The organism is Vibrio sp. OPT41 (genome assembly GCF_015163595.1).
Taxonomy (GTDB): domain Bacteria; phylum Pseudomonadota; class Gammaproteobacteria; order Enterobacterales; family Vibrionaceae; genus Vibrio; species Vibrio alginolyticus.
In genome coordinates this window covers 38799-51290 of record NZ_JADDYH010000063.1, presented here as the reverse complement: position 1 = coordinate 51290, position 12492 = coordinate 38799, and the positions used below count along the sequence as shown (strand labels likewise).

The window sequence follows — 12492 nt, the reverse complement described above, 5'->3', positions numbered from 1 at the left end:
CGACCGTGCCTAGTTTGACACCGCGTTTGCCTTGTTTTTCTTCAAACTCGACTTTGGTTGGTTCTGCTGTTTTTGGGGGCTCGGCCGCTTGTGGTTGCTCTTTTTTAAGGTCCGCATCCTGCTGCGATGTGGTTTTTTCGACTAGCGGTGCCGATGAGGTTTCTTCGGAAAGGTTTTTATCGTTATTTTTTTGGTCGTTATTTTTACTTGTCATGCCTATATCCTGTGTAGCTAGGGCTGGAGAGCCGCCAGTAATTCTTGGTTGGATGCGCTTCCCGTGCATCTCACGCGAGTGAACCCCCTTTGAATTGCGATGTCAGCGATACGCTGACTGGGGACATACAACTCTTGTTGATTAAGCCAAGTCAATTGCTCCGACGTCAATTGGCTGCACAAATAATCCAGTTGTTCACCACTGGTGACAACAATCTGGTTAATTTGTAGGTTTTTCCATAGTGAGACACAGCTTACTGGATCGAATGGGATGAATTCTCTCTTGTAAGTCTCACTATAGTGAACTTTTGCGCCACGCCTCACCAATGCATCTTTGATCAGCTCTCTTCCGCCGTTACCACGAAGGATAAGAACTTGTTGTTGTGCCACATTGTTGAGCTCTGGCAGTCGCAATAAGTGTTCACTATCACTGACTTGGGGATAGTGTACTTTCTGTTGGGTACATTTGCTTAAATAGTGTGCTGTTTTTTGACCAACGGCAAGGTAAATAGCTTGTTTCGGCCATGACATCCCGTTGCTGGCTAAGATTTGCTGTGCACATTGCACTGCATGTCGACTAACAGCGATAACAATTTGAGCTTGATGTAGATGTTTAGAGAGGTGCGTGTCCGTGAGATCGGCGACAATGTCGATCAGAGGATGGTGATATGCGGAAATGCCGTGCCTTTCGAGCAGAGAGCAAAGCGCGTTGCCTTGCTCTCCCGGCCGAGTGACCAACACTGCCATGGTTATTCGTGATCTGCGTACAGCTTAGTTAGGATTTCACGAGCGCCGTTATCTAGCAGCTCATTGGCTAGCTGCACTCCTAATGCTTCGCCATCTTTACGATGGCCACGAATTTCACCACGCACAATTTCGCTGCCATCTGGTTCGCCAACTAATGCGCGTAGCCAAATGTTGTCGCCGTCTAGCAGGGCATAGCTGCCGATAGGTACCTGACAGCCGCCTTCTAGCGTAAGGTTCATTGCGCGCTCACACAAAACGCGGTCTACGGTGTCTTGGTGGTTAAGTGGCTCAAGCAGCTTAAGCAGTCTTTCATCGTCAAGGCGGCACTCAATACCGACAGCACCTTGGCCTACCGCTGGTAGTGATTGCTCTGGTTCGATAAAGCTACGAATGCGTTCTTCAAGCTTCAATCGTTTGAGGCCAGCCGCAGCAAGAATGATTGCATCATACTCACCCGCATCTAACTTACCAAGGCGAGTGCCCACATTACCGCGAAGCTCTTTGATGATGATGTCCGGACGATATTCTTTCAGTTGGCATTGACGGCGCAAACTGCAAGTACCAACCACAGCACCTTGAGGGAGCTCATCAATGTGGCTATAGGTATTAGAGACGAAGGCATCACGAGGATCTTCACGCTCACAAATGGTCACGAGGCCAAGGCCTTCTGGGAAATCGACGGGTACGTCTTTCATTGAGTGAACGGCGAGGTCTGCACGTCCTTCTAGCATCGCGATTTCAAGCTCTTTTACGAACAAGCCTTTGCCGCCAACTTTTGCTAGTGGTGTATCTAAAATCACGTCACCTTTGGTCACCATGGTTACTAACTCGACTTCCAAGCCAGGGTGAGCGGCTTGAAGGGCGTCTTTAACAAAGTAAGCTTGCCATAAAGCAAGAGGGCTTTTTCGAGTTGCAATGCGAATCGGTGTGGATTGTGTCATGATCTTCTCAATGCTGTTTGGATTTGGGTTTATCCTACCATTCTCATCAAGAAATGCTTACTGTTAGTTCGTTATCTCTGAAGGCTATGAATGGAATTACATGACGTTATGAAAATAGTGTGACTGGATTCTCAATTAGACTAAGGACTATTATTAGTAATAGGTAATAAGAGCGACACTACCGCGCGATTAATTTTGTGACTAAAGTATGGTTTTGTATCCGGAGTGATACACGGGCGTGAAGCTTTACCCGCACCAATAAAAGTGTTAAATTGATCACGTTTTTAAGCCGTTTTGGTTTAAAACGTCAGCAGATTTTCGTGATTGTTCAACCAAGGAATTCCCCTTGCAGGCTTACACCCAAAAAATCATCCAGCGACTAGATAATTTGAATCAGCAGCGAGTTGATCGCGCGTTGGCGCTTATGGATTCGCAAAGCCAGCAAGTCTTCCACTTGATTCCTGCCTTGTTGAACTACAACCATCCTGTAATTCCTGGCTATTATGATGCCGATGTCCCGTTTGGTGTGCATGGGCTTGAACTAAATAGCATTCAGCAACAATTCATAGATGATATTCAACTTGCCATTGGTCAGCCGCTCAAGACGGTAGAAAAGCCCGCTATATTGGGTTTATACACCATGGGCAGTACCTCCTCGATTGGTCAAAGTACTTCCAGTGATTTGGATATTTGGGTGTGTATCTCGCCCGATATGGATTGTGACGAACGTGAGTTATTGACCAATAAATGCTTACTCATCACGGATTGGGCACAAAGCAAAGGCGTGGAAGCGAACTTTTTCTTAATGGATAAAGAGCGCTTTAGAAGCAATCATTCTGAAGAGATGACGGGTGATAACTGTGGTTCATCTCAGCACTTACTTTTGCTAGATGAATTCTATCGTAGTGCGGTGCGTATTGCCGGACAGCGTTTGTTATGGCAAATCGTGCCGCCAGAAATGGAAGAGTGTTACGACGAGTACGTTTCTCAACTGTGCAGTGATGGTTACATCGACTGTAGTGAATGGATCGACTTTGGTAAATTGAACTGCATTCCTGCTGAAGAATACTTCGGCTCGAACTTGTGGCAGTTATACAAAAGCATCGACTCTCCCTACAAATCGGTATTAAAAGCCATCTTGCTAGAAGCTTACTCGTGGGAATACCCGCATACTCAATTGTTAAGCATCGACACTAAACGTCGTTTCTTTGCCCATGAGCCTGATCTCTATGGCATGGATGCGTACTACTTAATGTTGGAAAAAGTAACCCGTTACTTAGAGCGAATTCAAGACGATACACGTTTGGATTTGGTGCGTCGCTGTTTCTATCTCAAAACCCATGAAAAACTATCTCGTGAGCCGAATGTTGGCTCAGTAGCTTGGCGTCGTGAAGCGCTGAGCGATATGATTGCAAAATGGAATTGGGATGCCAGTGTCGTTGCAGAGCTCGATGACCGCCGTAATTGGAAGGTTGAACAAGTGAAGGTGGTACATCATGCATTGCTGGATGCGTTGATGCAAAGCTACCGTAACTTGATTCAATTTGCGCGTCGTAACGACATCACTTCTGCTATCAGTCCGCAAGACATCAGTATTTTGGCCCGTAAACTCTACGCTGCTTTTGAAGTATTGCCGGGCAAAGTAACGTTACTAAACCCACAGATTTCACCTGATCTGCACGAGCCTGACTTGAGCTTTATCGAAGTGAAAAAAGGGGGAGTGAACAAGTCTGGTTGGTACCTCTATAAACAACCACTTATTGCGCACCGCATTTTGGGGCAACCATATCTAGAGCATCATGAATACTTGAGTAAGTTGGTTGCTTGGGCATTCTTCAATGGCTTGATTACTGAATCGACTCGTTTACATGCCGTGGTACGTGAAGCGCAGCTAGATATTGATAAGTTTTACCAAATGGTGAGTGACTTACGAAATACTTTTGCGTTGCGTAAGCGTCGTCCATCTATGCAGGCGCTAGCGAGTCCTTGTGAAATAAGCCAGCTTGCGATGTTCATCAACTTTGAAAATGATCCGACGTCTGAACTTTCTGGTCGTTCGTTGAAAGTGGATGTTAAGAACACCGATATTTTTAGCTTTGGTCCAGAACATAAAAATTTAGTCGGCAGTGTTGACCTTGTTTACCGTAACTCTTGGCATGAAGTGCGTACGCTGCATTTCAAAGGGGAAACGGCGATGCTGGATGCACTGAAAACCATTTTGGGCAAAATGCACCAAGATGCGTTGCCACCAGAATCAGTGGATGTGTTCTGCTATGCGAAGAACATGCGTGGTGTGATGCGTAATATGGTTTACCAGCTTTTAGCTGAATGTATCGACTTACGCTTGAAACCAGTAGAGCAAGAGAAACGTCGCCGCTTTAAAGCGATGCGTCTTGGTAACCAGACTTATGGGTTGTTCTTTGAACGTCGTGGTGTGTCGGTGCAGAAGCTAGAAAATTCCATCGATTTCTACCGCAGCATTTCTACTAACAAACTCAAAGGCTCGCCGCTGTTAATGCTCGATCGTGAGCAAGAATATCAAATGCCGGAAGCGGTGGATGGGTTTGCCAGTGAAGGTCTGGTGCAGTTCTTCTTTGAAGATAACGAAGGTGGCTTCAATATTTATGTGTTGGATGAGTCAAATCAAGTAGAAGTGTATCACCAATTTAGTGGCTCCAAAGATGAAATGATTTCGTCTGTAAACAGTTTCTACACGTCGGTAAAAGACGATAGTCGCGTCGCGTCGAAGTTTATTAATTTTAACCTGCCTCAGTACTATCAAATTATTCACCCTGAAGAGGGGAATGCGTATATCATTCCTTACCGTAATGACGGTTGTTCACCGAGTCGCCCGACCAAAACTGTGAACGCGTAATTAAACCCTTATCAATAAACAAAAAGAGCACTTCGGTGCTCTTTTTGTTTTGGTGACGATTGACCAGTATTATACCCAATCAATGGCTTCGCCCGCGTGCTTTTCACACTCTTGCTTCACCATTTCAAATAGCTCCATACCCGTTTTTGAGCAGGTCCATTTATCTTCAATAAGTTTGAAGTGGAAACCACCAGATTTGGACGCTAGCCAGATCTCATGCATCGGCTCTTGGCGATTAATGATGATTTGGCTGCGGTCTTCAAATTCCAATGTCATTACGTTGCCAGTGACTTCGTAATCAATGTCTGCGCCTGAATCATCGATGGATTCTTCGATGATTTGCATCTGCGCATCCACCAGTTGATGAAATTCAGTATCGTTCATCCGTCTATCCTATTGCTTTTCCTGAGTGTGGTGCGATTATAGGGGGCATTGATTCAATAATCACGATATGCGAAATGAAAAAATTAGTTACTGTGTTGTTTGTGATGGTTGCCGCGACCTTAGCGGGGTGTGGTCAGTCTGGCTCACTATACATTCCAGATGACACTCAACAGAATGAGCAATCACAATAAATAACCGCACCTTAGGGTGAAATTAGGGTTCAGCAGTCGAATAAAATAAGGGAAGCGAATTTTGGATTACTTCAACTATCAGGATGATGGCCAGCTTTGGGCCGAAGACGTCCCACTTCAAGCTCTTGCAGAGCAATATGGCACTCCTCTTTACGTATATTCTCGAGCCACGCTAGAGCGCCATTGGAAGGCGTTTGATAGTGCTGTGGGTCAGCATCCTCACCTGGTTTGCTACGCGGTGAAAGCCAACTCAAACTTAGGCGTATTGAACACGCTAGCGCGTTTGGGATCGGGTTTTGATATCGTGTCGGGTGGTGAACTTGAGCGTGTGATTGCCGCAGGCGGTGATCCGAAAAAAGTCGTTTTCTCTGGTGTTGGTAAAACACCGGCAGAGATGAAGCGCGCTCTTGAGCTAGGTATCAAATGTTTCAACGTTGAATCTGAGCCAGAGCTAGAACGTTTGAACAAGGTTGCGGGTGAGCTTGGTGTGATTGCGCCAATTTCTCTGCGTATCAATCCAGATGTCGACGCGAAAACACACCCTTACATTTCGACTGGTCTTCGCGACAATAAATTCGGCATTGCGTTTGATCGTGCGCCAGATGTTTATAAATTCGCGCAAAGCCTGCCGAACTTGAATGTGCAAGGCATCGACTGCCACATTGGTTCTCAGCTGACCAATATAGACCCATTTATCGACGCGACAGACCGTTTATTAGCTCTGATTGATGATTTAAAAGCACAAGGCATTAACATTCGTCACCTTGATGTCGGCGGCGGTTTGGGTGTGGTCTATCGTGATGAATTACCACCTCAGCCTTCTGATTACGCCAAAGCGTTACTAGGCCGTCTTGAAAATCACCAAGACTTGGAGCTGATCTTTGAGCCAGGCCGTGCAATTGCTGCGAACGCAGGTATCTTGCTAACGCGTGTTGAGTTTTTAAAACATACTGAGCATAAAAACTTTGCGATTATCGACGCTGCAATGAACGACTTGATGCGTCCTGCGCTATACCAAGCATGGCAAGATATTGTGCCAGTTTCACCGCGAAAGGGTGAAGCTCAGACTTACGACTTGGTTGGTCCTATTTGTGAAACCGGCGACTTCTTGGGTAAAGATCGCGCACTCGTTTTGCAAGAAGGTGATCTACTCGCGGTTCGTTCAGCAGGTGCCTATGGTTTTGTGATGTCTTCGAACTACAATACTCGTACCCGAGCGGCAGAAGTGATGGTGGACGGTAAACAAAGCCACTTAGTTCGCCAGCGTGAGGAGCTGACCAGTTTGTGGCAGCTGGAACAGATTCTACCGGAGTAACACACAACAAATGCATTTCCACTTTTCCAAAATGCACGGTTTGGGCAACGACTTCATGGTCGTCGACTGTATTACCCAGAACGTGTTTTTCTCGCAAGACCTGATCCGCCGCTTGGCGGATCGTCATACTGGCGTTGGTTTTGACCAATTGCTCGTGGTAGAGGCCCCTTACGACCCTGAAACCGACTTCCATTATCGGATTTTTAATGCCGATGGTAGTGAAGTTGAACAGTGTGGTAACGGTGCACGCTGTTTTGCCCGCTTTGTTCGCTTGAAGGGGCTGACCAATAAATACAGCATCAGCGTGAGCACCAAGAAAGGAAAGATGATTCTCAACATCGAAGATGATGGGGAAGTGACGGTCAACATGGGCGTGCCAGAGTTTGAACCGAACAAAATTCCTTTCAAAGCGAAGCAAAAAGAGAAAACTTACATCATGCGAGCAGGCGACAATACCTTGTTTTGTGGTGCTGTGAGCATGGGTAACCCGCACGTAGTGACCGTGGTCGACGATGTGGATACGGCAGAAGTGGAAACTCTCGGTCCGCTGCTCGAGTCGCATGAGCGTTTCCCAGAGCGCGTCAACGCTGGCTTTATGCAGGTGATGAGTCGTGACCATATTCGTCTTCGAGTTTATGAGCGAGGCGCAGGAGAGACACAAGCTTGTGGTAGTGGTGCATGCGCGGCAGTCGCGGTTGGGATTCTGCAGGGCTTGTTGGATGAAAACGTTAAGGTTTCTCTACCTGGTGGTGAATTGCGAATTGCATGGCAAGGTCCTGGCAAGCCGTTGTTTATGACCGGACCTACAACGCATGTATTTGATGGTCAATTATCTTGCTAGTTGAAGAAAAAGGAAACGGTTTGTCTCAAGTAGAAGCAGATGCCTTAACGGCTGAAGTAGTGGCCGAGTACCTCAAAGATCATCCAGACTTTTTTGTGCAACGTCCGGAGCTTGTGGATCGTTTATCTTTCCCACACTCAGACTTAGGCGCGGTATCTTTGGTACACATCCAAATGAATCGCCAACGTCAGCGCATTGAAGAGTTAGAGGAAGAGATCACTACACTAATGTCGCTTGCGGCGAACAATGATCGCACCTTTTACGAATTTATGGATTTGCAGGGGCAGATTCTAAAGTGTGGTGACTTTAAACAAGTCATTCATTCTATCGAAGATAAAGCCAAAGCATTGGGCTTACGTGCGTTTGTTCGATTGTTTAGTCAATGCGACGCATCGATTCAATTGAGTAAGGAAAGTTATCAACGCTTTGCGACCACTCACTTAAATGGCAAAGATGCGTACTTAGGACGTCTTCGCAAAGTAGATCGTGAAGCTTTGTTTGGCAACATGGAAGTGCCGGAAATGGGGTCCTATGTGGTACTGCCGCTCGTGAAACAGCAAACACTGGGCGTGCTTGCTTTTTCTAGTGAAGATGGCGGCCATTTTCAGCCAGATATGGATACCTTGTTTTTGCGTCACCTATCATTAGTAGTGGCACATCTCGCTCAAACACTGGTATGGCAAAGTTACGATGACGACAACTCCCAACACTCCTCTGCCAAATAGTCTGCAAAAGCCTCTTGAGCGCTTCTATGAATTCTTACGAAGCGAAAAGGGGCTTAGCCTACATACTCAGCGCAATTACAAACAGCAGCTAGAAACAATGGCGCAGCACTTAGCTGAAATGGGACTCAAAGATTGGTCTCAAGTGGATGCTGGTTGGGTGCGCCAATTAGCAGGTAAGGGCATGCGAGAAGGCATGAAAGCCAGCAGTTTGGCAACGCGACTCTCATCGCTGCGTAGCTTTTTCGATTTCCTTATTCTGCGTGGCGAGATGTCGGCTAACCCAGCCAAAGGGGTTTCAGCACCTCGCAAAAAACGCCCGTTGCCCAAAAACCTCGATGTTGACGAAGTGAGCCAATTACTTGAAGTCAACGAGGACGACCCGTTGGCTGTGCGCGATCGTGCCATGATGGAGCTGATGTACGGCGCCGGTTTACGTTTGGCTGAGTTGGTGGGTGTGGATGTACGTGATGTACAACTGCGTAGTGGTGAGCTTCGTGTTATTGGTAAAGGCGATAAAGAACGTAAAGTGCCGTTCTCTGGGATGGCAACCGAGTGGGTCGGGAAGTGGTTACGCGTTCGTGGTGATTTAGCCGCTCCAGGTGAGCCCGCCTTGTTTGTATCTAAGCTCGGAACGCGTATTTCGCATCGTAGCGTGCAAAAGCGCATGGCTGAATGGGGGCAGAAACAGTCTGTCGCAAGCCATATTAGTCCGCATAAATTGCGTCACTCATTTGCGACACATATGCTCGAATCAAGCAATAACTTACGTGCGGTGCAGGAGCTTTTAGGGCACGAGAACATTTCGACGACCCAAATCTACACGCACTTGGATTTCCAACATTTGGCGCAAGCCTACGACCAAGCCCACCCACGCGCACGCAAAAAGAACGGGGAGTGAGCCGAAGTATGAAATTTTATCGCCGTATCGAGCCTATTAAGGCAATGACCTTTGACCTAGATGATACCCTCTATGACAACTATCCTGTGATCGTTCGCATGGAGCGTGAGTTGCTATCTTGGCTCAAGCACCATCATCCAGCGGTTGCTCATATGAACAAAGCGGATTGGTTTGCTCTCAAACAGCGAGTTGTGCAGCAACAACCCGAGCTGAAGAGCGATGTCACTTTATGGCGTTTAGTGCAACTTCAGCAAGCTTTCTCCCAAGTAGGCTACGACGAAGACGCAGCACATGCCGCCGCGAAAGCCGCAGTAGACGTTGCATTGGACTGGCGTAATCGTTTTGAAGTGCCGCAGCAAAGCCTCGATGTACTGGAGGAACTCGCGCAGCGCATCCCGTTGGTGGCAATCACCAACGGTAATGTGAATTTAGACCGCATCGGTCTTACGCCTTATTTCCAACAGGTACTTAAAGCAGGACCAGATGGATTGGCGAAACCCGCAACCGATATGTTTACTAAAGCGAAGCGATTCTTGGATATCCCTGCGGAGAATATTCTGCATGTCGGTGATCACCTAACCACGGATGTGCATGGTGCAAAGTTGGCTGGTTTTGCAGCCTGTTGGTTTAATGATATGAATAAAAATGTCATTAACCATTCAAAAACACGTACTTTACCTGATATTGAAATCAATAGTTTGCAGCCGTTACTCACACTTTTTTAATTGCTTTCGCATTAATCCATTCTAATCTCATTTTGTGTCTAGAAAAGCAGCGCAAAGCCACGTAAATTATTCTCTATTAAATAAAAATAGTAACGCCACACGTCGTGGTGAAGATAGTGTTACGGCAGTGGTAGGTCCATGCGAGCTTTTTCAAAACTGGTTCACGATGTCAGTCAACTGAATGACTTTTTAGTCACTTTTCCGACTTCCTCAGATAAACGATATTTAGTACAAATATTGTCGACGCAATCGCGCGAAATTACGACCACACTTGCAGACGCCGTTTTGTCGTCGCTGCCGAATGCTCATGTTATGGGGCATAGTACGCGTAATGTGATTCTGGAAGGGGAGATATTTACCTCTGGTTGCCTAGTGAGTGTGATTGAATTTGAGCAAACCACGCTGACTTCTGCGGTACAAACATACTCTTACTCCCCTGACATTGATGGCGGGGAGCTCAAGCGCTCTCTTCTAATGCAGCATAATTCACAGGTGATCCTCAGCTTTGCTGTGCAAATTGAACGACGTGACTATCCCTTGTTTCAAACCTTCGCCAGTGAAGAAGTAGTGATTTCTGGAGGGTTGGCGCAGAGTATTGACGATGGCTGCTGGGTGCTATATCAAAACCGAGTTTACGATAACGCTGTGGTTGCCGTAGCTTTGCACAGTGATACTTTGAAGCTATGGACTGATGCGTATTCGGAATGGAACCCGATTGGCATGCCACACAAAGTCACTCATGCAAAAGGAACGCGCTTGTATTGTTTAGGTGAGAAGAAAGCGCTGGACGTATACAAGCGTTACTTGGCGGATGGCCATGACGTGACGCTGAGTCAACTGCTCAGCTTTCCTTTATATCGAGAAAGCTTAGGGCGAAAGGAAGTTTGTACGGTAACGGAGCTACACGCTGATGGCAGTATGAGCTTCGACAGGCCTTGGTGTCTTGGTGACGAAGTGCAATTTTGCTATAACCATCCCTCGTTAACGCTCGAGCAAGTGCGGCATGGTGTGGTTGAGTTAGCCATGCACCAACCTGAAGTCGTGATGATTTTTAACTGCGCGTCACGGTTAGACTTTATTGACAGCAGCGACGAAGTCCAAGCCTTCAAAGATATTGCGACGACGTTTGGTAGTTACTGTATGGGGGAACTGCATGGTGGTATTGGTCAGCCCGAAATTCTTCATCACAGCCTGACGTATTTAGCGATGCGAGAGGGAGACGAAGTGCAAACATTGAACTTGCCTAAGTCGCCCGTTAGCTCCTCTATTTCACCGTTGTTTAGCTTGATTCGAAATGCGATCGGCGATCTCAACCATATGAACGCGCATATGGGATATCAACTCGATCGCCAAACGCGCAAGTTACAAGAAAGCTATCGACGCGACAGTCGTACGGGGTTACAAAACCGGGTCGCATTGCAAGAGCGGCTGAGTAACATCGATTTGGATGAGCATTTGTTGACTCTAAAGCTACTTAACTTTAGTCATATCAACGAAAAATACGGCTACCGAGTGGGAGATCAATTACTCAAAGATCTCTCAATGCACTTTACGAATCGACTACGAAAGCGTTTTGGCATGCCAACGGCTTTGCAGCTTTATAGTATTGGGGTTGGTGAGTGGGCATTCATATTTAAAGCTGACCAAAGCAGCGAAACCATCAAACAGCACTTTACGCGTTTTGCTGACGCGGTAGAACAAACTAATTTTGAGCCAATTGGCCTACGTGAAATAGATTATCTTTCTATCTCGCTATGCGGCGGCTTAGTGAGTCGTCGAGACTTTCCATCCGCTTCAGTGGATGAGCTCTTACTCAAAGGCATCGAAGCGAGGCGCTCTGGTGTACGCAGTAATACCCATATCTGTAATGCGAAAGATATTGAAGTCAGTGAGGATGTGCGTAAAGAGCAACTTGGATGGCTAAGTTGCGTCAGTAGAGCCATTCTCAAACAGAATATCATCACTTATAGCCAACCTATTGTGCATGCGGGTAGCCACAAATTGGCAAGCCAAGAATGTTTGGTTCGTATTCTGGAAGCCGATGGAACGGTGATTGCGCCAGGGCGTTTTCTGCCAATTATCTCTGATACGCATCTTTACACTCGACTAAGTCGGCACATGATTCATTCTACGTTGCATTATATGCGAGATAAGCAAGGTGACTTTTCTATAAACTTATCGCCGCAAGATTTGCTCAGTGATAAAACTTTAATGCTTTTAGAGCATGAAATTAGCCAGCTAAATGACCCAAGGCGAATTGGTTTAGAAGTGCTGGAATCTGAGCAGATCAAAGACTACGGCCGAATGATAGAAGTGTGCAGTCATTTTAGAAGCTTAGGGGCGCGTATCATTGTTGATGACTTTGGGTCCGGCTATTCGAATATCGATGAAATCCTGAAGTTGGAGCCAGAAGTCATAAAGCTCGATGGCAGCTTGATTCGTGATATTGATAAAGATTTAAAACAGCGCAAGATCGCTTCCCAGTTGGTGCGTTTGTGCCAGGTGTTGAACGCGGAGACGGTGGCGGAGTTCGTCCACAATCAGGAGGTGTGTACCATTGCACAAGACATGGGGGTGGATTATTTGCAGGGTTACTATCTTGGCGAGCCGACTCGACTGTTTTAATGATGTTTCACG

General features: G+C 46.6%; 11 protein-coding genes and 1 pseudogene. 8 read left to right on the top strand and 4 right to left on the bottom strand.

The features are described 5' to 3' along the window. The 3 genes and pseudogenes from IQP38_RS26720 to hemC form a co-directional block, all read right to left on the bottom strand. Positions 1-214 (bottom strand): annotated as a pseudogene (locus IQP38_RS26720) (heme biosynthesis operon protein HemX); the annotation flags it as partial. Positions 215-231: 17 nt separating this feature from the next. Then, complete coding sequence (locus IQP38_RS21635; RefSeq protein ID WP_047104007.1) at positions 232-960, bottom strand: uroporphyrinogen-III synthase; 729 nt, start codon at positions 958-960, stop codon at positions 232-234. 2 nt (positions 961-962) lie between these two features. Next, a complete protein-coding gene (gene hemC, locus IQP38_RS21630; RefSeq protein ID WP_005383388.1) occupies positions 963-1901 on the bottom strand; it encodes a hydroxymethylbilane synthase in 939 nt (312 codons plus the stop codon). A gap of 346 nt (positions 1902-2247) precedes the next feature. On the opposite strand from hemC, the gene IQP38_RS21625 reads away from it, so the two are divergent. Continuing rightward, positions 2248-4776, top strand: coding sequence for a class I adenylate cyclase (locus tag IQP38_RS21625; RefSeq protein ID WP_193838028.1), 2529 nt, complete (start codon positions 2248-2250; stop codon positions 4774-4776). A 69-nt stretch (positions 4777-4845) separates the two neighbouring features. On the opposite strand, the gene cyaY is transcribed toward IQP38_RS21625, so the two are convergent. Beyond that, on the bottom strand, positions 4846-5160 hold the full coding sequence (gene cyaY / locus IQP38_RS21620) for an iron donor protein CyaY (RefSeq protein ID WP_017636091.1): 315 nt from the start codon (positions 5158-5160) through the stop codon (positions 4846-4848). A gap of 74 nt (positions 5161-5234) precedes the next feature. Between cyaY and lptM the strand changes: the two genes are divergently transcribed. The 7 genes from lptM to IQP38_RS21585 all read left to right on the top strand — a co-directional run bounded on the left by lptM (position 5235) and on the right by IQP38_RS21585 (position 12480). Further along, positions 5235-5351, top strand: a complete 117-nt coding sequence (lptM, locus tag IQP38_RS27065; protein ID WP_005378746.1) for an LPS translocon maturation chaperone LptM — start codon at positions 5235-5237, stop codon at positions 5349-5351. Between the two features lie 61 nt (positions 5352-5412). Then, positions 5413-6666, top strand: a complete 1254-nt coding sequence (lysA, locus tag IQP38_RS21610) for a diaminopimelate decarboxylase (protein WP_005378745.1) — start codon at positions 5413-5415, stop codon at positions 6664-6666. A gap of 10 nt (positions 6667-6676) precedes the next feature. Further along, positions 6677-7507, top strand: a complete 831-nt coding sequence (gene dapF / locus IQP38_RS21605; RefSeq protein WP_005378744.1) for a diaminopimelate epimerase — start codon at positions 6677-6679, stop codon at positions 7505-7507. Beyond that, positions 7501-8232, top strand: coding sequence for a DUF484 family protein (locus IQP38_RS21600; protein WP_017636089.1), 732 nt, complete (start codon positions 7501-7503; stop codon positions 8230-8232). Before dapF ends, IQP38_RS21600 begins: the two co-directional genes overlap by 7 nt. Further along, positions 8198-9130 (top strand): tyrosine recombinase XerC, encoded by a 933-nt coding sequence (gene xerC / locus IQP38_RS21595; RefSeq protein WP_005378742.1) that lies wholly within the window; start codon positions 8198-8200, stop codon positions 9128-9130. Before IQP38_RS21600 ends, xerC begins: the two co-directional genes overlap by 35 nt. Before the next feature lie 8 nt (positions 9131-9138). Next, the gene (gene yigB / locus IQP38_RS21590; RefSeq protein ID WP_054579694.1) at positions 9139-9855 is read left to right on the top strand and encodes a 5-amino-6-(5-phospho-D-ribitylamino)uracil phosphatase YigB; all 717 of its coding nucleotides are present in this window, start codon (positions 9139-9141) and stop codon (positions 9853-9855) included. 138 nt (positions 9856-9993) lie between these two features. Beyond that, positions 9994-12480, top strand: a complete 2487-nt coding sequence (locus tag IQP38_RS21585) for an EAL domain-containing protein (protein WP_193838027.1) — start codon at positions 9994-9996, stop codon at positions 12478-12480. Positions 12481-12492: the final 12 nt, after the last annotated feature.